14 protein-coding genes are annotated in these 21,051 nt (G+C 61.3%); 7 read left to right on the forward strand and 7 right to left on the reverse strand.

Going from position 1 to position 21,051, the window contains the following annotated elements; genetic code table 11:
• Positions 1–204: 204 nt before the first annotated feature.
• The 3 genes from PMI09_RS17270 to PMI09_RS17280 all read right to left on the reverse strand — a co-directional run bounded on the left by PMI09_RS17270 (position 205) and on the right by PMI09_RS17280 (position 3,934).
• Positions 205–1,002: an FAD binding domain-containing protein gene (locus tag PMI09_RS17270; protein WP_007796883.1), complete on the reverse strand. Its 798-nt coding sequence runs from the start codon at positions 1,000–1,002 to the stop codon at positions 205–207.
• A 12-nt stretch (positions 1,003–1,014) separates the two neighbouring features.
• Positions 1,015–3,360: a xanthine dehydrogenase family protein molybdopterin-binding subunit gene (locus tag PMI09_RS17275; protein WP_007796887.1), complete on the reverse strand. Its 2,346-nt coding sequence runs from the start codon at positions 3,358–3,360 to the stop codon at positions 1,015–1,017.
• Between the two features lie 82 nt (positions 3,361–3,442).
• Positions 3,443–3,934, reverse strand: a complete 492-nt coding sequence (locus PMI09_RS17280; protein WP_007796890.1) for a (2Fe-2S)-binding protein — start codon at positions 3,932–3,934, stop codon at positions 3,443–3,445.
• Positions 3,935–4,200: 266 nt separating this feature from the next.
• Between PMI09_RS17280 and PMI09_RS17285 the strand changes: the two genes are divergently transcribed.
• The 3 genes from PMI09_RS17285 to PMI09_RS17295 all read left to right on the forward strand — a co-directional run bounded on the left by PMI09_RS17285 (position 4,201) and on the right by PMI09_RS17295 (position 12,748).
• Complete coding sequence (locus PMI09_RS17285) at positions 4,201–4,467, forward strand: YMGG-like glycine zipper-containing protein (protein WP_007796893.1); 267 nt, start codon at positions 4,201–4,203, stop codon at positions 4,465–4,467.
• A gap of 172 nt (positions 4,468–4,639) precedes the next feature.
• Positions 4,640–6,571, forward strand: a complete 1,932-nt coding sequence (locus tag PMI09_RS17290) for an autotransporter assembly complex protein TamA (RefSeq protein ID WP_193385405.1) — start codon at positions 4,640–4,642, stop codon at positions 6,569–6,571.
• Positions 6,572–6,637: 66 nt separating this feature from the next.
• Positions 6,638–12,748 (forward strand): translocation/assembly module TamB domain-containing protein, encoded by a 6,111-nt coding sequence (locus PMI09_RS17295; RefSeq protein ID WP_007796898.1) that lies wholly within the window; start codon positions 6,638–6,640, stop codon positions 12,746–12,748.
• Here PMI09_RS17295 and PMI09_RS17300 read toward each other — a convergent pair.
• A complete protein-coding gene (locus PMI09_RS17300; protein ID WP_007796901.1) occupies positions 12,745–13,173 on the reverse strand; it encodes an Lrp/AsnC family transcriptional regulator in 429 nt (142 codons plus the stop codon). The genes PMI09_RS17295 and PMI09_RS17300 overlap by 4 nt on opposite strands.
• A gap of 128 nt (positions 13,174–13,301) precedes the next feature.
• On the opposite strand from PMI09_RS17300, the gene rocF reads away from it, so the two are divergent.
• The 4 genes from rocF (at position 13,302) to PMI09_RS17320 (ending at position 16,953) form a co-directional block, all read left to right on the forward strand.
• A complete protein-coding gene (gene rocF, locus PMI09_RS17305; RefSeq protein WP_007796904.1) occupies positions 13,302–14,237 on the forward strand; it encodes an arginase in 936 nt (311 codons plus the stop codon).
• A gap of 11 nt (positions 14,238–14,248) precedes the next feature.
• Positions 14,249–15,448 carry an ornithine--oxo-acid transaminase gene (rocD, locus tag PMI09_RS17310; RefSeq protein WP_007796908.1) on the forward strand — a complete coding sequence of 400 codons (1,200 nt, stop codon included), beginning with the start codon at positions 14,249–14,251 and terminating at the stop codon, positions 15,446–15,448.
• 94 nt (positions 15,449–15,542) lie between these two features.
• Positions 15,543–16,301, forward strand: a complete 759-nt coding sequence (locus PMI09_RS17315) for a glycerophosphodiester phosphodiesterase (protein WP_007796911.1) — start codon at positions 15,543–15,545, stop codon at positions 16,299–16,301.
• A 175-nt stretch (positions 16,302–16,476) separates the two neighbouring features.
• Entirely contained in the window at positions 16,477–16,953 is a 477-nt protein-coding gene (locus tag PMI09_RS17320; protein ID WP_007796914.1) for a chemotaxis protein CheW, read from the forward strand.
• A 153-nt stretch (positions 16,954–17,106) separates the two neighbouring features.
• Here PMI09_RS17320 and PMI09_RS17325 read toward each other — a convergent pair whose 3' ends face one another.
• The 3 genes from PMI09_RS17325 to fdhF are packed head-to-tail and all read right to left on the reverse strand — an operon-like array spanning position 17,107 to position 21,048.
• Complete coding sequence (locus PMI09_RS17325) at positions 17,107–17,352, reverse strand: formate dehydrogenase subunit delta (protein ID WP_007796916.1); 246 nt, start codon at positions 17,350–17,352, stop codon at positions 17,107–17,109.
• A complete protein-coding gene (gene fdhD, locus PMI09_RS17330; protein ID WP_007796919.1) occupies positions 17,342–18,169 on the reverse strand; it encodes a formate dehydrogenase accessory sulfurtransferase FdhD in 828 nt (275 codons plus the stop codon). The genes PMI09_RS17325 and fdhD overlap by 11 nt, the downstream gene beginning before the upstream one ends.
• Positions 18,169–21,048, reverse strand: coding sequence for a formate dehydrogenase subunit alpha (gene fdhF / locus PMI09_RS17335; RefSeq protein WP_007796922.1), 2,880 nt, complete (start codon positions 21,046–21,048; stop codon positions 18,169–18,171). Before fdhF ends, fdhD begins: the two co-directional genes overlap by 1 nt.
• Positions 21,049–21,051: the final 3 nt, after the last annotated feature.

Consider the following 21,051-nt stretch of genomic DNA (forward strand, 5'->3'; position numbering starts at 1 on the left):
TTCGAAATCCATCATCTGCTCCAGTATCGTGCGAGCGTTCTTGCCAACGGACGCGCGCACGTCAACCCCTTCCCCTCGCTTTACCATCAACTGCGGCAAAAGGCCCATAGTCTTGAATTATCTTAATTCGAAAAAGCTGGTTTTGGCCAGACGCAGCGAAGAATCGCGAGGCACCAATGCCACCTCGCGATCAGACTGGTTTCGTCAGCCTGCCTCGGCGACAGCGCGTTTGGCCATCACTTTGATCAGGTTGGCGCGGTATTCCGCGCTGGCATGCAGGTCCGACATCAGCCCGGCAGGATTGACATCGACGCCTGCCACAGAGCCCGGAGACCAGTTGGCGTTGAGTGCGGCTTCCATGGCCGTCTCGCGGAAGACGCCGTTCGATCCGGCCCCCGTGACGGCAACCCGCGCGCCGCCGGCCCCTTTGGCAACGAAGACCCCCGTTATCGCATAGCGCGATGCCGGATTTGGAAACTTCGCGTAGCCGGCCTTGTCAGGCGCCTCGAAGCTTATCGCCGTCACCAGTTCGCCATCCTCCAATGCCGTCTCGAACAGACCGGTGAAGAAGTCATCGGCGGGCATCTCACGCTTGTTGGTGATGATGTGGGCATTCAACGCCAACATGGCGGAGGGGTAGTCGGCCGCAGGGTCGTTGTTGGCGATCGAACCGCCGATCGTACCCATGTGGCGGACATGCGGATCGCCGATCGTACCGGCGAGGTCGCAGATCGCGGGACAGATCGCACGCAGAGCCGCCGACGCGGCGACTTCGGCATGCGTCGCCGCCGCCCCGATGGTCACCTTGCGACCATCGACTTTGATGCCCTGCATCGCCGGAATATGCCTGAGATCGACGAGGTCGCTAGGCGCGGCGAGGCGTTGCTTCATCGTCGGGATCAGTGTCATGCCGCCGGAAACATATTTGCCTTCCGACGTTCCCGAAATCATCCTGACGGCTTCATCGACCGAGGACGCGCGGTGATAGTTGGTCTGATACATCGTCGTTCCTCCTCAATGAACCGCGCGCGCCGCCATCCACACCTTCTGCGGCGTGGCCGGCATCGTCAGCATGTTGTTGCCGATGGCATCGGTGATGGCATTGATGAGTGCTGGGGGAGACCCGATCGCGCCGGCCTCGCCGCACCCCTTGATGCCGAGCGGGTTGCTCGGGGACGGCGTCACCTGATGCGAGACCTTGAACGACGGCAGGTCGTCAGCGCGCGGCATGGCGTAATCCATGAAACTTGCCGTCAACAGCTGGCCGTTCTCGTCATAATGCACGGCCTCGAGCAGGGCCTGACCGATACCCTGTGCGATACCGCCATGAACCTGCCCCTCGACGATCATCGGGTTGATGATGTTGCCGAAATCGTCCGCTGCGACGAACTGGATGATCTCCGTCTTGCCCGTTTCCGGATCGACTTCGACTTCACAGATGTAGCAGCCGGCCGGGAAGGTGAAATTGGACGGGTCGTAGAAGGCGGTCTCCTTCAGCCCCGGCTCCATGCCGCCCGGCAGATTGTGCGCGGTATAGGCAGCAAGCGCCACCTGGAACCACGGGAGGCTCTTGTCGGTACCGGCAACTTTGACCTCGCCGTTCTCGATGACGATATCGCCCTCGTCGGCCTCCATCAGATGGGCGGCAATCTTCTTGGCCTTGGCTTCGACCTTGTCGAGCGCCTTGACCACGGCAGACATACCGACGGCACCTGAACGTGAGCCGTAGGTGCCCATGCCCATCTGCACCTTGTCGGTGTCGCCATGCACGATCGACACGCTCTCCAGCGGAACGCCGAGACGATCCGACACGAGCTGCGCGAAGGTCGTCTCATGCCCCTGGCCGTGGCTGTGGGACCCGGTGAGCACTTCGATCGTGCCGACCGCATTGACCCGCACCTCGGCCGATTCCCACAGGCCGACACCGGCACCAAGTGAGCCGACCGCCTGCGAGGGGGCAATTCCGCACGCCTCGATGTAGCAGCTCATGCCGAGACCGCGTTTCATCCCACGGCTCGCCGCTTCGGTCTTGCGCGCCTGGAAGCCGTTCCAGTCGGCGGCCTGCATCGCAGCATTGAGGGATGCTTCGTAATCACCGGCGTCATAATTCATGATGACAGGCGTCTGATGCGGGAAGGAACGGATGAAGTTCTTCCGCCGCAGCTCGGCCGGTGAGATGCCGAGCTCGCGTGCGGCCGTTTCCATCGTCCGCTCGAGCAGGAAGGTCGCCTCCGGCCGGCCGGCACCGCGATAGGCATCAACCGGTGCGGTGTTGGTATAGACCGTACGCACATTGGCATGGATCGCCGGAATATCGTACTGGCCGGACAGCAGGGTCGCGTAGAGATAGGTCGGAACCGCCGACGAAAAGAGCGACATATAGGCGCCGAGATTGCAGATGGTGTCGACCTTCAGCCCGATGATGCGGTTGTCGCTGTCAAAGGCCATTTTCACCTTCGACACATGATCGCGGCCATGTGCGTCCGTCAGGAAGGCCTCCGTGCGATCGGAATTCCACTTCACCGGCACGCCCGTTTTCTTGGAAGCCCACAGACAGACGATCTCTTCTGGATAGATGTAGATCTTCGATCCAAATCCGCCGCCGACATCGGGGGCGATCACCCGCAGCTTGTTCTCGGGCGCGACATTGTAGAACGCGCTCATCACGAGGCGCGCGACATGCGGGTTCTGGCTGGTGGTGTAGCAGGTATAGTGATCTTCGGCGGCGTCGTAGATACCGAGCGCAGCGCGGGGCTCCATCGCATTGGGCGACAGGCGGTTGTTGTGAATCTCGATCTCGGTGACGTGTGCCGCTTCGGAAATAGCCTTGTCGGTTGCGGTGCCATCGCCAAGTTCCCAATCGAAGATCAGATTGTTCTGAGCTTCCGGGTGAAGCTGCGGCGCCCCCAATTTCAGCGCCTCGACCGCCTCGACGACAACGGGCAATTCCTCATAGTCGACGACGACGGCTTCTGCGGCATCCCGTGCCTCCGCAAGGGAATCGGCGACAACCACGGCGACGGCATCGCCGACATAGCGGACGGTCTCCACTGCCAGCGGGCGCCAGGCCCCCATCTTCATCGGCGAACCATCCTTCGAATGGATCATCCAGCCGCAAATGAGGTTGCCAATCCCGTCGGCGATCAACTGCTTGCCATCGAGCACGTCGATGACACCGGGCATGGCCTTGGCGGTGGCTGCATCGATCCCGTTGATTTTGGCGTGTGCATGCGGACTGCGGATGAAATAGGCGAATTTCATGCCCGGCACGACCATGTCGTCCGTATAACGGCCCTTGCCGGTCAGGAACCGCTTGTCTTCCTTTCGTGCGACGCGTGCACCAATTCCTTCAACACCCATGATGTCCTCCCAATGGGGTTTCGGGCCTGGCATTCCGCCAAAGAGAATCGTGTTCGGCAGTCAGCCAGACAATTCCTGAGAGCTATTCGGCCGCCTGCTTGGCAGCGCCATGCATCTGCTCGTTGGCAGACAGGACGGCTTTGACGATGTTGTGGTAGCCGGTGCATCGACAGATATTGCCGTCGAGCTCGTGGCGAACCGTCTCCTCGTCCAGGTGACCGCCGTGACGCGAGATCATGTCGACGGCCGTCATCACCATACCAGGCGTGCAAAAGCCGCATTGCAGGCCGTGATGCTCCTTGAAGGCGGCCTGGACAGGATGCAATTCGCCGTTGCTGGCAAGCCCCTCGATGGTGGTGATCGTCGACCCCGACGCCTGGACGGCAAGGATCGAGCAACTCTTCACCGACTTGCCATCCATGTGAACGACACAAGCACCGCATTGGTTGGTATCACAGCCGACGTGCGTTCCCGTCAGACCGAGTTTTTCGCGAATAAAATGGACAAGAAGCGTGCGCTCTTCACAGTCGCCACTCACTGCCCGGCCGTTCACCGTCAGTTTCACTTTCGCCATGATTTCCTCCTCGCGCCTCCTCCAGGCACGGACGGTATCATTTGACTTTTTCGCTTTGGGATCAACCACTACTTTAGGGAGGCTAATTAAATTCGGCGCGTTCGGTTGCGCCGAATTTAGGCGAAAGTTGCAACGCCAATTGTGCGAAAAACCAAACGCCGAAAGCAGGGTTGCTCTTTTTGCGCCACAGTTTGACGATTAGCATGACAAAAACAAGAATCAGGGACGGCCACCGCTCTTGAGGGCGACCAACCTAGGAGAAGAATTTGATTAAGAAGATTGCTGTATTCGCTTTGATTGGACTTTCGATCGCAAGCTGCACGCCGACACAGCAGGGCGCCGGCATCGGTGCAGCATCCGGCGCGATCATCGGGGGTGCGGTGACGGGAAATGTTCGCGGAGCCGCCGTCGGTGCGGCTATTGGCGGCGTTTCGGGCGCCCTTATCGGTCGTGTCGCTGAGCAGCCGGGACAGTGCTACTATCGCGACGAGTATGGTCGCCGCTACATCGACGATTGCCGCGGCGGTTATTGAGCCGACGCAAAATCATCCCGAAATCCCGGGTTCGCAGCCCGGGATTTCTGATTTTTTCCACCATTTCAGCGCTTAAGCGATTTAAAACGGTACACGCCGAGGAAATTTGCCGCTAAGGTTGCCGCCGGCCGGGGGGCGCGAAGCTTAATTCCAGTGTAACCAAAAGCGGCGGATGCAAACTAGAGGGACGGTACCGAAACCGGGTATAGCGTATCGGCGCGCAGGCACCATGTTGGTTGTCGCGGCTGCGTTCACGTTTTCGCCGGCGCTCATCTCGGAGGCTTTCGCCTTCAAGCTTTTCGGCATCACTTTGTGGGGCAAGGACGACGAATCGGCCAGCGACCAGATACCGGATCCGGTTCGTTACGACGTGACGCTGACGACCGACAGCAACGATGCCGATCTCAAGGAGGCACTGGAAAACAGTTCCCGTCTCGTCGGCGACAAGGACCGGCCTGTCTCCGGCGACCTGGGCGTCGTTGTCAAGGCCAGGGACGACCGCGAACGGCTGATCGCCGCTCTCTTCGAGAAGGCCCGCTACGGCGGCGTGGTGACAATCAGGGTCGATGGCCGCGATATCGACGCCCTCCCGCCCAATCCGACCTTCAATCGCTCACGCCCCGTCCCTGTGACGATCAATGTCGCCGCAGGCCCTGTCTTCAAGGTCCATGAAGTGCAATTCGGCGGGGACGCCGCACGCCGCGATCCGGCGGATTACGATCTTGCTCCAGGTGAAACGGCCGGTTCGCTGACCATCATCAAGGCTGGCGACAAGATCGTCGAGCAGCTGAAAAGCGAAGGCCGTCCGCTGGCCAAGTTGACGACCCGCAAAGTCATAGCCGACCACAGAACGAACACAGTCAACATTGTGCTCGCCGCCGAAGGCGGTCCGGTCGCGCCGATCGGCGACGTCGGCGTCAGCGGCGAAAAAACCGTTCGACCGGGCTTCATCCAGCGCTATTCAAGGCTGAACAGGGGTGAACAGTATTCGCCGGAGACCTTGAAGAAGGCGGGAGACCGGCTACGCGCATTGGGCGTCTTCTCCAGCGTCACCATCCACGAGGCAGACGCACTGGCGCCGGACGGAACATTGCCGATGACGATCGAAGTGTCGGAAGGCAAGCAGCGCTACCTCGGCGTCGGCGCCCAGTATTCGACAACGGACGGCTTCGGCGTCAACGGTTACTGGGGTCATCGCAATCTCTTCGGAGAAGCCGAAGCGCTGCGCATCGAAGGGTCAGTGGGCCGATTGGGCGAAACGACCAATATCGGCGATCTCGACTATTCCGCCGGTGTCGCCTTCACCAAACCTGGCGCTTTCTCTCCGGCCGCGACCTTGCGGGCGAGCATCCTGGCCAAGACTGAGAACCCCGACGCCTACACCGCAAAGCTCGTCACTGCCTCTCTCGGGCTCTCTTACGAGCTATCCGATCTGGATACGATCACGGGCTCCGGTGAGGTAAGCTGGGAACGCGATGACGATGCCTTCGGCAAGAACAGCTACCTGACCTTCTCGTTGCCGTTTCAGTATGACCGCGATGCGCGAGACAACAAGTTCGATCCGACCGAAGGCTATCGGGCGATGCTGAAAGCGACGCCGAGCTACGAGGCCTACAATGGAACCTTCTTCTCCGGTTTCGAGGGCTCGATTACCGGATATCAGGGCCTGGGAGCGGAAGACCGCATCGTTCTCGCCGGAAAGCTTTCCGCGGGCTTTCTTCTGGGGGCAGACGATCTCCAGAATATTCCTGCCACACGTCGATTCTTTGCCGGCGGCGGTGGTTCGGTTCGCGGCTATGGCTACCAGGAAATCTCGCCGCGCAACGCCGACAATGAGGAGACTGGTGGCGCCTCTTATGTCACTGCCTCGTTCGAGACCCGAGTGAAGATCACGGATACGATCGGCATCGTGCCATTCATCGACGTCGGGACGGTTTCAGCCGACATAGCGCCCGATTTTTCCGACATTCGGGCCGGTGCGGGCATCGGCATCCGCTATGCAACGCCGTTTGGTCCGCTGCGGCTTGATTTTGCGGTACCGCTCAACAAGTACGAGGATGGCACAGATTATGGCATCTATGCCGGCATCGGTCAGTCATTCTAACACACTCGCGGCTCACTGCGCTCGTGCGCCTTGAGCCGCCATAGAAACGGAGTAATGTCCGCGACCATGCAGACACTGGCGAAAATCTTGAATTGGATCGTGCGGCTGCTCGGCTATTCCGCTGGGGCCGCCCTGGTCCTGCTTGCCATCGCCATCGGTGTCTTCGGCTTCACATCCTTCGGTGCACGCATCGTCGCCGACAGGGTCGCCTCGAGCCTCTCCAACCGGGACATGACCATCAAGGTTCAGGACCCAGAGGGGCTGCTGACCGGCGGGCTGCGTGCCAGCCAGATCGTACTTTCCGACACAAAGGGCGTCTTCGCTCAGATCGACGGCCTTGCCATAAACTGGAATCCCCTGGCTCTCCTCACCGGCAGGTTCCACGCCAGAAGCGTCGAAGCCGCGGCAATCCACGTGCTGAGACAGCCCGTCCGCACGCTCCCCTCGCGTCCGGCTGCGGCAGGCGAAGCCGACAGTGGCTTTTCGCTGCCGATCAAGATCGACATCGACAAGATCGCCTTGCCGGAGATCAACCTCGCCCAGCCGCTGATCGGGCGGGCCTTCTCGCTTGCAGCGGACGGCAGCGTGCGCGCCGACAACGAAGGCGGGAATGCGTCGATCAACGTCCACCGTCACGATGCTCCGGATGCAAAGCTGATCGCCGATGTTGCTTTCATGCCGGATCGCAATCAGTTGCGGCTGAACGCGAAGCTGACGGAACCGAAGGGTGGGCTGCTCGCGGGACTGCTGGCACTGCCCGGCAACCCAGCCGTCGAAATCGACCTGACGGGAGACGGACCGATTTCGGATTGGCGCGGCCAACTCCAGGCCGCTCTCGACGGACAGCAACGCGCCTCGATCGAAGCACGCCACACGCTGACGCCGGAGAGCCTCCATCACCTTGACCTCAAGGGCGGCGGCGACCTCAGCTCCCTGCTGCCGGCTGCCTTCCGCCCCCTCTTTGCGGGCCAGACGAACATCGACCTCGCCGCGAACTTCGATAACAGAGGCAAGATCGATATCCAGACCGGCAATTTGGCAACCGGCGCCGTAGTGATCGCTGCATCGGGCACTCTGGATCCGAAGGGCAAGAACAGCCTGAACGCCAATCTGTTGGGAACGTCAGGCCCGGTCGATTTCCGCTGGCCGTTAGCCGAAGGCGAAGCCCGCTTCCTGATCTCCGGCGTCAATCTTTCGTTGACGGGCGATGCCAAGGCCTCCCGCCTCAACGCGAGCGCTTCGCTCGATTCCGCCGTGCTGCCACAGGGGACGATGGGCAACGTGAAGCTGACGGCAAAGAGCGACAACTTCAATCTCGCCGGCCGCTCGGGAAGCGTTCAGATTACACTCGCTGCAGGTGACACGTCGTTCGTCAATCCCGACATCAACCGGGCAATTCAAGGCCCCGTCACGGTAACGCTACCGCTGCAAATCTCGGCCGATGCGCTTGGCTTCAACGGCGCGACGATCGAAAGCGCAGCTACGAACGCAAGCCTCAACGGTTCCTACAAACTGAGCGCCAGCTCGCTGACCGGCAACGTCAAGCTGACTGTCCAACCTGCGGCGCTGCCGCCTGCGGTCGCAACGCGTTTCAGTTCACCGATTGTGATCGAGGGCCAGGTTGCAGGAACGGTTCCCTCGAAGTTCAACATCTCGAACCTCTCCATCAAGTCGAACGCTCTCGAGGCTACAGGCGGCGTGGTGCTCGACGAGGACACGCTCGATGCCAATCTCTCCGGTCGCGTTCCAAATGTTCAGGCGCTACTTGAAAGTGCGACAGGCGAGCTGACCTACCAGCTGAGCGCAAAAGGCAATGTCTCCGCTCTCGCCGTGGCAGCTGATATCAAGGGCCCGTCACTCGTGATGGCGGGCCGGCAGGTCAAACAGCTCGACATTAACGTTTCGGGAACGGCGGACCCGAAGGCGCCACAGGCGGAGATTACCGCCAAGGGCACGATCGACGAGCAGCTAATCAATGCCGGCACCGCCGTTCAAGTGGTGGACGGGAAAGTGCAGCTTCCTTCGATCGCCGCCGACGTCGGCAATAACCGCCTGACGGGCCACGTCGAACTATCTTCTGCTTTCCAGCCGACCGGACAGGCGACGTTCGACTTTCCGGACCTCGGCCTTCTCGCTGCGCTTGCCGGTCAGAAGGCGGAAGGTGACCTGAAGGGCTCCGTCGATATTGCCAACGACAACGGCAAGATTGCACTCAAGATTGTCGCTTCCGGCAACGGCTTGAAGCGCGACACATTTGCCGTCGTCAAACCCGACATCAACGTTTCTGTCAGTGACCTGAAGGCCTTTGCCGCGAACGGCACGATCAAGGCAGAAGAGCTTGCCTCCGGTGCTAACAAAGCCGAAGGACTGGCGCTGAATTTCGCCCAGCAACAGAACCGGACAAACTTCGATCTCGGCGCCACCTATGATGCCAATCCCTTGGTCGCATCTGGCAATGTCGAGCTGAACGCCGGCACAACGCTGCTTCGCCTCGACCGTTTCTCTGCGAAGCCGCGCAACATTCCAGTGGAGCTCGCATCACCGTCGGAGGTGTCAATCAGTGGCGGTACCGTAACGCTGAGCGCGATGGAGTTGACGACCGGCGACGGCTCGGTTCACGTGACCGGCACAGTCGGCGAAACTCTTGATATCAAGGCTGACATACGGGATCTGCCCGCAAGCCTTGCCAATAGTTTTGTCCCGAAGCTCGATGCCGCAGGCACGATCTCGGGCAAGGTTGCCGTGACTGGCACGCCGGCAGCGCCGATAGCCAACTTTGACCTGGATTGGAAAGATGCCGCCACCAGCCAGACAAAGGGCGCCGGCCTGTCGCCGCTGGCGATCGGTGCAAACGGGACCTTTGCCAACAACACGCTCGATTTTCAAACGAGCCTCAGTGGCAAGGGCGGCGTATCGCTGAAGGCCGGCGGCAGTGTCGTGACCGGCGGCCCGAATGCGCAGTCGCTGAAAGTCGATGCCGATATCGTCAACATCCCGGCCGGATTGGCGAATGCATTTGTTCCTGATCTTGCCGCCGAAGGCTCGATCTCCGGCAACGTAACGGCAGCCGGAAAGCTGCCTGCCCCTGCGTTCGACTTCAAACTGAATTGGAAGAACGCCGCAACGAGCCAGACCAGAAGTGCCAAGCTCTCGTCGCTTGGGCTGACGGCGAGCGGCAACCTCAAGGACAATATTCTCAACTTCGACGCTGACGCACGCGGTAGCGGCGGTATGTCGCTAGAGGCGACGGGCAATTTCGTCGTTGCTGGCGCCGACGCTCAGACGCTGAAACTCGACGGCCAGCTTGCCAATATTCCGGCGGCACTCGCCAACAGCTTTGTCCCGAATTTTGCTGCGGAAGGCATGATATCGGGAACCGTATCGGCCTCGGGCAAGTTGCCGACGCCGACAGCAACCTTCGATCTGGCTTGGAAGGATGCAGCAACCAGCCATACCAAGGCAGCCCGCCTAGCCGGCATCAGGTTGACGGCAAAGGGAAACTTCGCAGATGAAAAGTTGACCGTCCAGAGCGACCTTACCGCGAACGGCGGTGTGGCGTTGAAGGCGTCCGGCAACGTCTCGCTGGCGGGAACGAAAATCGAGAACCTCACTGCCGATGCGACGATACTGAACGTTCCCGCGAGCCTGGCAAACGCCTTCGTTCCCAACCTTGGCGCCAGTGGCACGATCTCCGGCATGGCATCCGCTTCCGGAACGCTTCAGCAGCCGACGGCAAGCTTCGACCTCACCTGGAAGGACCTCGCAACCACCCAGACGAAGGCGGCACGCCTCTCTGCCCTCGCACTCGGCGCCAAGGGCACATTCGCGAAAAACACACTCGATTTCGAGACGAATCTCGACGGCGATGGCGGCTCTGCCCTGAAGGTGAAGGGCAAGCTTACGGTTGAGGGAACGGTCGTGAAGGGTCTGCAGGCAGATGCGACGCTCAGCAACCTTCCCGCCGCGCTGGTCAACAATTTCATGCCTGATCTCGGTGCCGAAGGGACGATCTCGGGCACGGCGACAGCCTCTGGCTCGCTCCCGATTCCTGCCGTCGATTTCAAGCTCGACTGGAACAATGCTGGAACCCGTCAGACGAAGGCTGCCGGCCTTTCCGGTCTTCGGTTGAACGCTGCCGGCAACCTTGCCGACAACAAGATTTCCTTTGACGCGACGCTGAACAGCAGTCGCAGTACCTTGCTGAAAGCGAAGGGTACGGCGAACCTGCAAGGCGCCAGCGTCCAGGGCCTCTCGGTCGACGCCGACATCGTGGATCTACCTGCAAGCCTCGCCAATGGCTTCGTCCCGAACCTCGGCGCGCAAGGAACGGTATCAGGCACCGCGAAGACCTCAGGGACGCCGAACAGCCCGATCATCGATTTCAAGCTGGACTGGAAAGACGCCGCAACGACGCAGACGAGGGCATCCGGTATCCGGCCGCTTTCGGCGAACGCGAACGGAAAGCTAGTGGATGGCAGGCTCGATTTCACGACGAATTTGAGCGGCAACGGCGTGTCGATGAAGGCCGGAGGCAACTTCGTCATCGCTGGGCAGAATGCCCAATCGCTGGCCGTAGATGCCGATATCTCCAACCTGCCTGCTGGCCTTGCTAACGCATTCGTGCCCGGGCTGGCCGCCGAGGGCAACATTTCGGGCTCGGTCAAGGTATCGGGCAAGCTGCCTTTGCCGGCTGTAGACTTCAACCTCGACTGGAGGGGTGCTGCCACCAGCCAAACCAGAAGCGCCGGACTTTCGCCGTTGAGCATCACTGCAAACGGAAGGCTGAAAGACGACCGGCTGACGATCGATACCAATCTGGCCGGCGACAGCGGACTCTCCCTGCGGGGCGGCGGCAGCGTTACGATTACGGGCAATCGCGCGCTCGATATGCGCTTTTCCGGTAATCTGCCATTCGCCGTGCTCGGTACGCAGCTTGCCGCCCAGGGCTTCGTTGCCGAGGGCACCGCCAGTCTCAATCTGCAGATCAGTGGAACCGCCACCGCGCCGTCCATCAACGGTACGGTAACGACCAGTGGCGCAAGGATCGTCGATGTCCGCCGCAACTTGGCGATCAACAGTCTGACCGCGGATATCCGCTTTAACGGCAACGAGGCGGTGATTTCGCGGCTCACCGGTCAGCTCGCCAGCGGCGGCAGCGTCTCGGTGTCCGGCAGCATTGGGATACAGCCGGCCTCCAACTTCCCCGCCAGCATCGACGTTAAACTCGACAGGGCGGTCTATGTCGATGGAACGCTGGTGGTGGCGACTGTTGACGGCACGCTCGGTTTGCGCGGTCCGCTGCTTGCGAACCCCACTTTGAACGGCAGGCTGCGGCTGGAGAGAGCTTCGATCACCGTCCCCGAGAGGCTTCCGACCTCGCTGCGCGAGATCGACATCAGACACGTAAACGCCCCCAAGGCGGTTCTGGCGCAGTTGCGCGACGAGACACAACAGGGCGCTCGTGCAAAATCCAACACCATCAATCTCGATCTTCAGCTGGACGCTCCCTCACAGATCTTCGTGCGTGGCCGCGGCATCGACGCCGAACTCGGCGGCAGCGTCACGATCAGGGGAACGGCGGCAGAACCGATCGTTTCGGGCGGCTTCACCATGCGGCGCGGCCGCCTGACGATTTTGAACCGACGGCTCGATTTCACCAACAAAAGCCGTATAACATTTGCCGGCGATCTGACGCCTGCGCTTGAGATGGAAGCCAGTTCGACCTCCGGCTCCACGACGCTGACAGTCGATGTAACCGGGCTGGCAACCGATCCCTCGATCACCTTCTCTTCGTCTCCAGCCCTGCCGCAGGACGAGGTTCTGGCGCAGCTGATCTTCGGGCAATCGATGTCGCGACTGTCGCCGGTTCAGATCGCCCAGCTCGCCGATGCCGTGGCCCAGTTGGCCGGCGGTCGTTCCGGATCGCTGTTCCAGGGCCTCCGCAACCAGCTTGGCGTCGACGATTTCGACATCAGTACCGATGCCAAGGGCCGCACCAACGTCAGCGTCGGCCGCTATCTCAACGACCGGACCTATTTCGAACTGCAGCAGACCACCGGCAAGGGCGGCGCGAAGGCGATTATCAATCTCGATGTCGGCCGCGGTGTGAAGCTGCGCGCCGGCGCGGGTGGCGACGGTGCCGGTGAAGCCGGTATCGTCTACGAGCACGAATACTAGAAGCTGGCCTTCCTGGTCTTCAGCAGGATGTTGGTTTCTGTCGTATTGATGCCATTGATCAGCCGGATGCGGCGCAGCGTTTCGTCGAAGGAGACGAGATCGCGGTCCTCAAGTTCGGCAATGAAATCCCATTTCCCGTTGGTGCTGTGCAACGCACGCACCTGCGGCAGACCGCGAAGCTGATCGGCGACCTTGTCCGCAAGCTTGCCCAGCACCTCGATCATGACGATCGCGCGCACGCCGGCCGCGCGGGTTTCATGGCCGGTGCGGACGGTGAATGCAGCAATGGTGCCGTTGGCAACCAGCCGGTCGATGCGCGCGGCGACCGTCGCACGGGATGCACCGGTCATTGCTGCTAGCGAAGAAACCGAAGCGCGCGCATTGTGTCGCAAAGCGCTGAGAAGTTCCTGATCAAGATCGTCCATGGCTTTCACTTTGTCGAAATGCACTTATCAAACTGATCAATGATAGCGCATAATTGGCACTTTTTCATCTATTTGTCGCCGTGCCGATATTTCAATATGCTTCCGAAAACGCGAGCTGGAGAAAAAGCATGCAGCCACAGGCAAGATCGGTCACGCTCATCGGAGCACCGCTGGAAGAGGGTTCGGGACGCAGAGGTGCCGCCATGGGTCCGGCCGCGCTTCGCATTGCAGGCGTCGATCAGACGCTGGTCGATCTTGGCTATGATGTGGTCGATGCCGGCGACGTGCATGTCGTTCCGGCGCGCGATCTCCCGAACCATCCGAAGGCACACAATCTGCGCGTCGTCGGCGCATTTACCCGCGCGCTCGAAGCCGGTGTCTATGAGGCCGCGGCCGCCGGTCGATTTCCGCTGATCCTTGGCGGCGATCATAGCCTGTCGATGGGCACCGTATCCGGAATGGCGCGCTACGCGGCCCAACAGGGTCGGCCACTCTTCGTCCTCTGGCTCGACGCCCATTCCGATTTCAACACGCCCGCCACTTCGCCCTCCGGCAACATCCATGGCATGCCGGTCGCCTATTTCTGCGGCAAAGCCGAACTTGCCGAGATTCTGCCGAAGGAACGTTCGTTCGTTGATCCGCGCAACGTCTTCCAGGTCGGGATCCGGTCGGTCGACGCGCCGGAGCGGGAGCTCATCAAGGAGCATGGCGTCAATGTCTTCGACATGCGCTGGCTCGATGAACAGGGTGTCGCGGCGACGATGCGTCAGATCCTTGGTATGGTCTCCAATGCAAACGGCCTGCTGCACGTAAGCCTTGATGTCGATTTCCTCGATCCGGAGATCGCGCCTGGCGTCGGCACGACGGTGCCCGGCGGCGCGACCTTCCGTGAGGCGCATCTCATCATGGAGATGCTCTGCGACAGCGGCCTCGTCTCCTCGCTCGACCTCGTGGAGCTGAACCCCTTCCTCGACGACCGCGGCAAGAGCGCCCGGATCCTGGTGGAGCTGACGGCAAGCCTCTTTGGCCGCCGCATCTTCGACCGTCCGACCCGGGCCGCCTGAGGAGAACCGACATGAGCAATTCCAAGAACCTGATCGACACCGAACAGCGCCTCGGCGCCCACAATTACAAACCGCTCGATGTCATCCTCACCCGCGGTGAAGGCGTCTACGTCTGGGATACGGATGGCAAACGGTATCTCGACTGCCTGTCGGCCTATTCGGCGGTGAACCAAGGACACTGCCATCCGAAGATCCTGGCAGCGATGGTCGAGCAGGCCGGCAAGCTGACGCTGACCTCCCGCGCCTTCCGCAACGACCAGCTCGCACATCTTTATGAAGAACTCGCGGCGCTGACCGGCTCGCACAAGATCCTGCCGATGAACTCGGGCGCCGAAGCGGTCGAAACCGCCATCAAGGCCGTGCGCAAGTGGGGCTACGAGGTGAAGGGCGTGCCTGAGGGCAAAGCCGAAATCATCGTCTGCGCGGACAATTTTCACGGCCGCACGCTCAGCATCATCAGCTTCTCGACGGACCCCGACGCGCGCACCGGCTTTGGCCCCTACACGCCAGGCTTCCGGACGGTTCCCTTCGGCGATGCCGACGCGTTCGCCGCCGCGATCAACGAGAACACGGTCGCAGCGCTGATCGAGCCGATCCAGGGCGAGGCGGGCGTCATCATCCCGCCGAGCGGCTACTTCAAGCGCGTGCGCGAACTCTGCACCGAAAACAAAGTGACGCTTATCCTCGACGAGATCCAGACAGGTCTTGGACGCACCGGCAAACTGCTGGCCGAAGAGCACGAGGGGATCGAAGCCGACGTGACGCTGATCGGCAAGGCACTCTCCGGTGGTTTTTATCCGGTCTCGGCAGTGCTCTCCAATTCCGAGGTGCTCGGCGTCTTGAAGCCAGGGCAGCACGGCTCGACCTTCGGCGGCAATCCGCTTGCCTGCGCCGTCGCGCGCGCGGCATTGAGGGTGCTGACGGAAGAAGGCATGATCGAGAACGCCGAAAAGATGGGCGACTATTTCCTGGAAGGACTGCGCTCCATCCGCTCCAACATCGTCAGGGACGTGCGCGGCCGCGGGCTGATGATGGCGGTCGAGCTCGTGCCGGAGGCGGGCGGCGCTCGCCAATATTGCTACACGCTCAAGGATCGCGGCCTGCTTGCCAAAGACACGCACGAGAACACGATCCGCCTCGCCCCGCCGCTCGTAATCACCAAGAGCCAGGTCGACTGGGCCGTGGAGCAGATCGAAAAGACCCTTGCCTAGCGCTAGATTGCCGCAAGAGACAACTGGTGCGCCGGCTATTTGAAACCTAGGGTGAGCCCGATCGAATGAGTCGAGCTCGCTTGTAAGGGAACATATGGCCATCGACCTATGGAAACGCGCGCCGGACCGTTGCCCGCTTGCGGTAGCGCATCGCGGGGGCGCAGCGCTGGCTGCAGAAAACAGCATCTCTGCCTTCAAGGCTGCTGCGGCTGCCGGCGCCGACGCTATAGAGACCGATGTCCGGTTGACGTGGGATAGCGTCCCCGTTTGCGTTCACGATTCGGATCTCTATCGACTTTGCAATGACCCACGGGCCGTGTCAGATCTGGACCTTGCGACACTGCGCAGCCTGCTGCCAAGCGTAATGACCCTTGGGGAAGCCCTGGCAGCCTCTGACCCTTTGGGCATCCTGTTGGACATCAAACTGAGCCACGAGGAACCGATTGCGCAAATCATCGCCGAGGTTGCGCAGCTCGGTGCCATGCGACGCGCGCTCATTGGACTGCGTAGTATTTCGCTGATCGGCGCCGCCCGTCGTTTGTCGAACGACATCGCGATCCTCGCCTTTCTCGAGGATCCCGTCTGCGCTGGTGCGGCACACGCAGCCGGAGCGGACTGGTTCAGATTGTGGCAGGGGTCGGCGACAGCAGCATTGTCTGACGCCGTTCGTGAGGCGGGAATGCGTGTTGCTGTCATGGTTGGGCAACCTCGTTCGATCGCACTCCCGGAATATCCGCCCTTTCCGGTGGGCCACGTCGATCAGCACGGCCTCGAGCGCATCCTCGCCATCGCACCGGACGCAATTCTCCTTGACGATCCACGAATGATGACGCGACGCACCACTTCCGCCTAGCCAAAAATCAGCTGCCTCAGTTTAGATTTAGGCAACACTCTTCCATTAAGGTCCGGAGTAACCGTATCGATACTCCTCCTCAGGAAGAGCACGCGCGGTTTGAAGGCAAAGTCCATCTGCGCCAATGGTGGTGCGGTTGCTTCTGCCCTGGCTTTTGACGGTTGGGACAATACTTATGGCTACGATCAATTCCACGAACTTCAGCGGCGATACGCTGGAGATCATTGCCTTCAGACTGCACGATCAGGAATTCTGCGTTAAGACGACGACGATCCGCGAAATCCGCGGCTGGGCACCATCGACGCCGATCCCGCACGCGCCGGCCGACGTCATCGGCGTCATGAACCTCCGCGGCTCGGTAATCCCGATCATTGATCTCGCCTTCAAGCTCGGCATGAAGAGCACGGTCGCCAACGAGCGCAGCGCCATTGTCGTGGCCGAAGTCCACAATATGGTCATCGGCATGCTGGTCGATCGCGTCTCGGACATCCTGACGATCTCCTCCAGTCAGGTTCAGCCGGTCCCTGAAGTCACGGCCTCCTTCGATCGGGCTTTCTGCGAGGGCATCATCGCCTCGGAGAACGGCATGATCTGCTTCCTAAACCTCGCCAAGATGTTTAAGGAAAGCGAGACAGACGATCTCGCCGCCTGATATCAGCCCCTTGCCGATATAAAAAGCCGCCCTCAAGGCGGCTTTTTGTTGACGGATACAATCGCAGGAGAACCGTAGCGCAGACTGGCCCGACCGATGCAGGCGGCAACGCGTCGATGTCGGCTTCCAGCGCCCGCCTTCGCCACCGAGGTCCTAGTTGGGTGCGCCCGCTACCGGTTCTGGCCGTTTGATCAACGGTGCGGCCTGGATAACGAGTGGGCTGAGGCCATGGGTGTCACCCTCCAGGATCTCGAAGAGTTGACGCCGCATGCGCGGCTCCCAGAATTTGTTGATATGCGTTGCCACGCCCTGCGCAGCTTCACTCTGCGGCTGGCTCTTGAAGAAGATCGCGATCTGATTGGCCATATAGACAAGTTTGGACTGGGTATCATGCGACATCGGAAATGCTTCCTGGCTGGATGCGGTGCGGATGCGTGAAAATCTCGAAGTCCTCGCCACGCACCAAGGCGACGAGGGTCATGCCGGCTTCATCGGCCGTGCGAATGGCAAGGGCGGTCGGCGCCGAGATGGCGACAAGAACGGAACTGCCGAGGATGGCCGCCTTCTGCACCATCTCGACGGAAAGGCGACTGGTCACGGCAACGATGCCGTCGGCTCCGGATTGCTGTCGAGCGATCACCGCGCCGCAAAGCTTGTCGAGTGCATTGTGACGGCCGACATCCTCGCGCACCGCAAGCAGCCCCTTGCCCGGCAGGTAGAAGCCCGCGCCATGCACCGCCCGAGTCTCGCGATGCAGCGGCTGTGCGCCATTCAGCAACGAAACCGCTTCGACGATGTCTCGATAGGTCACTTTGAGTGCCACCGCGGCCACATCCGGAACCTTGCGGACGGCTTGTTCGATCGACTCGATGCCGCAGAGCCCGCAGCCGACTGGCCCGGCCATGCTGCGGCGGCGAACTGTCAGCGCAGCAGCAATCTCGTCGACCAGAGCGATCTGGACGTCGATGCCCTTCTCACTCTCGACGATCTCGATCCCCGCGATCTGCCCGCTATCGGAAATGATCCCTTCCGTGAGGCTGAAGCCGATGGCGAAATCCTCGAGATCGCCGGGCGTTCCCATCATCACGGCATGCGTGCTGCCGCCATAGGAGAACGCGATCGGCACCTCCTCGGGAACGATCCGCTCGCCCGGCATGACGACACCGCCGCTGCGGGCGGTGCGCTTGACGGCGACGCGGGTCGGGCGGTCAATCATCACTGCGCGGGCTCCAGCTTGCTCACAATCCGGCGGCTCTGGCGTGCCTGCTCGTCGTAGTCGCGCTGCCAGTCGGTCGGGCCGTTGGAGGGCGAGACCTGGACCGCCGTCACCTTGTATTCCGGGCAGTTCGTCGCCCAGTCGGAGAAGTCTGTGGTGATGACGTTCGCCTGCGTATCCGGATGGTGGAAGGTCGTGTAGACGACGCCGGGCGCGACGCGGTCGGTGATCAGGGCACGCAGCGTCGTGTCGCCCGAGCGGCTCGTCAGCTTCACCCAATCGCCATCGCGAATACCGCGCTGTTCGGCGTCGTGCGCATGGATCTCCAGGCGGTCCTCGGGATGCCAGACGACGTTATCCGTGCGGCGCGTCTGTGCGCCGACATTGTACTGGCTAAGGATGCGCCCGGTGGTCAGCAGCAGCGGGAAGCGCGGCCCGGTCCTCTCGTCGGTCGCAACATATTCGGTGCGGATGAACTTGCCCTTGCCGCGGACAAACCCGTCGACATGCATGATCGGCGAGCCTTCTGGATGCGCCTCATTGCAGGGCCACTGCACGGAGCCCATCTTGTCGAGATAGTCATAGGAGACAAGCGCGAAGCTCGGCGTCGTCGCGGCAATCTCGTCCATGATCTCGGAGGGATGCGCGTAGTTCCAGGCAAGGCCCATGGCCTGCGCCATCTTCTGCGTCACCTCCCAATCGGCATAGCCGTTGCGGGGGCTCATGACCTTGCGAACGCGATTGATGCGGCGCTCGGCATTGGTGAAGGTGCCGTCCTTCTCGAGGAAGCTGGAACCGGGCAGGAAGACATGCGCGTAGTTCGCCGTCTCGTTCAGGAAGAGGTCATGAACGACGACGCATTCCATGGCAGCGAGGCCCGCGGCGACGTGCTTTGTGTCGGGGTCGGACTGCAGGATATCCTCACCCTGGACGTAGAGCCCCTTGAAGGTGCCATCGACCGCAGCATCAAGCATGTTCGGGATGCGCAGACCCGGCTCATTGCTGATCTTGACACCCCAGAGCTTCTCAAAGATATCGCGTGTCGCGTCGTCGGAGATGTGGCGATAGCCAGGCAGTTCATGCGGGAACGAGCCCATGTCGCACGAACCCTGCACATTGTTCTGGCCGCGCAGCGGGTTCACGCCGACACCGGGACGGCCGATATTGCCGGTGACCATGGCGAGGTTGGCGATCGCCATGACCGTCGTCGAGCCTTGGCTATGTTCGGTGACGCCGAGACCGTAATAGATCGCGCCATTGCCGCCGGTGGCATAGAGACGCGCCGCACCGCGCACCAGATCGGCTGGAACGCCGGTGAACTTCTGCGATGCTTCCGGGCTATGATGCGGCTCGGCGACGAAGCTTGCCCAGTCCTCGAATTCGGACCAGTCACAACGCTCGCGGATAAAGGCTTCGTTGAACAGCCCCTCGGTCACGATCACATGCGCAAGCGACGTCAGGATCGCGACGTTCGTGCCGGGCTTCAGCGGCAGGTGATAGGATGCCTCGACATGCGGCGAGCGCACGATATCGGTGCGGCGCGGATCGATGACGATGAGCTTGGCGCCTTGCCGCAACCGCTTCTTCAAGCGCGAGGCGAATACCGGATGCCCGTCGGTCGGATTGGCGCCGATAATGACGACGACATCGCTCTTGTCGACGCTGTCGAAATTCTGCGTGCCCGCCGACGTGCCGAACGCCTGGCCGAGGCCATAGCCGGTCGGCGAATGGCAGACACGGGCGCAGGTATCGACATTGTTGTTGCGGAAACCGGCGCGCACCAGCTTCTGCACCAAATAGGTTTCTTCGTTCGTGCAGCGAGACGATGTGATGCCTCCGACAGAATCGCGGCCATACTGATACTGGATGCGGCGGAACTCCGACGCGACATGCGCGAAGGCCTCGTCCCAAGTCACTTCGCGCCAGGGATCGGTAATCTTCTCGCGGATCATCGGATTGAGAATGCGGTCCTTGTGGCTGGAATAGCCGTAGGCGAAGCGGCCCTTGACGCAGGAATGGCCGCGGTTCGCCTGCCCATCCTTCCAGGGCACCATCCGCACCAGCTCTTCGCCGCGCATCTCCGCCTTGAAGGAACAGCCGACGCCGCAATAGGCGCAGGTCGTGACGACGGAGTGTTCCGGCTGGCCGATCTCGATCACCGACTTCTCGATCAGGGTCGCCGTCGGGCAGGCCTGGACGCAGGCGCCGCACGAAACACACTCAGAGGATACAAAGTCCTCGTGCATGCCGGCCGAAACACGCGAATCGAAGCCGCGGCCTTCGATGGTCAGCGCAAAGGTGCCCTGCACTTCCTCGCAGGCGCGGACGCAGCGCGAGCAGACGATGCACTTTGCCGGATCGAAAGTGAAATAGGGGTTGGACTCGTCCTTCGGCGCCCATTTGAGGTTGAGATCGCCGTTGTTGCGCGCCTTGACGTGATTGTCGCCATCATAGCCATAGCGCACGTCCCGCAGACCGACCGCACCCGCCATGTCCTGCAACTCGCAATCGCCATTGGCCGCACAGGTCAAACAGTCGAGCGGATGATCGGAGATGTAAAGCTCCATCACCCCGCGGCGGACATCCTTCAGTCGGCTGGTTTGCGTCGAGACCACCATATCAGGCGCAACCGGCGTCGTGCAGGAGGCCGGCATGCCGGCGCGCCCCTGCACTTCCACCAGACAAAGCCGGCAGGAGCCGAAGGCTTCCATCATATCGGTGGCGCAGAGCTTCGGAATCTCGATGCCGGCATCCATCGAGGCGCGCATGATGGACGTCCCCTCGGGCACCGTCACTTGGTTGCCGTCGATGGTGAGCGTCACCATGGTTTCGGAGGTCGAGGCCGGCGTGCCGTAGTCGGTTTCGTGGACGAGAGGCATAGT

Origin of the sequence: Rhizobium sp. CF122 (assembly GCF_000282035.1) — a bacterium.
Taxonomy (GTDB): Bacteria; Pseudomonadota; Alphaproteobacteria; order Rhizobiales; family Rhizobiaceae; genus Rhizobium.

Bases quoted from the DNA above. Each gene is read 5' to 3' on its own strand.
- PMI09_RS17270 (WP_007796883.1), bottom strand. From the start codon at position 1,002: ATGTATCAGACCAACTATCACCGCGCGTCCTCGGTCGATGAAGCCGTC.
- PMI09_RS17275 (WP_007796887.1), bottom strand. From the start codon at position 3,360: ATGGGTGTTGAAGGAATTGGTGCACGCGTCGCACGAAAGGAAGACAAG.
- PMI09_RS17280 (WP_007796890.1), bottom strand. From the start codon at position 3,934: ATGGCGAAAGTGAAACTGACGGTGAACGGCCGGGCAGTGAGTGGCGAC.
- PMI09_RS17290 (WP_193385405.1), top strand. From the start codon at position 4,640: ATGCAAACTAGAGGGACGGTACCGAAACCGGGTATAGCGTATCGGCGC.
- PMI09_RS17295 (WP_007796898.1), top strand. From the start codon at position 6,638: ATGCAGACACTGGCGAAAATCTTGAATTGGATCGTGCGGCTGCTCGGC.
- PMI09_RS17300 (WP_007796901.1), bottom strand. From the start codon at position 13,173: ATGGACGATCTTGATCAGGAACTTCTCAGCGCTTTGCGACACAATGCG.
- rocF (WP_007796904.1), top strand. From the start codon at position 13,302: ATGCAGCCACAGGCAAGATCGGTCACGCTCATCGGAGCACCGCTGGAA.
- rocD (WP_007796908.1), top strand. From the start codon at position 14,249: ATGAGCAATTCCAAGAACCTGATCGACACCGAACAGCGCCTCGGCGCC.
- PMI09_RS17315 (WP_007796911.1), top strand. From the start codon at position 15,543: ATGGCCATCGACCTATGGAAACGCGCGCCGGACCGTTGCCCGCTTGCG.
- PMI09_RS17320 (WP_007796914.1), top strand. From the start codon at position 16,477: ATGGCTACGATCAATTCCACGAACTTCAGCGGCGATACGCTGGAGATC.
- PMI09_RS17325 (WP_007796916.1), bottom strand. From the start codon at position 17,352: ATGTCGCATGATACCCAGTCCAAACTTGTCTATATGGCCAATCAGATC.
- fdhD (WP_007796919.1), bottom strand. From the start codon at position 18,169: ATGATTGACCGCCCGACCCGCGTCGCCGTCAAGCGCACCGCCCGCAGC.
- fdhF (WP_007796922.1), bottom strand. From the start codon at position 21,048: ATGCCTCTCGTCCACGAAACCGACTACGGCACGCCGGCCTCGACCTCC.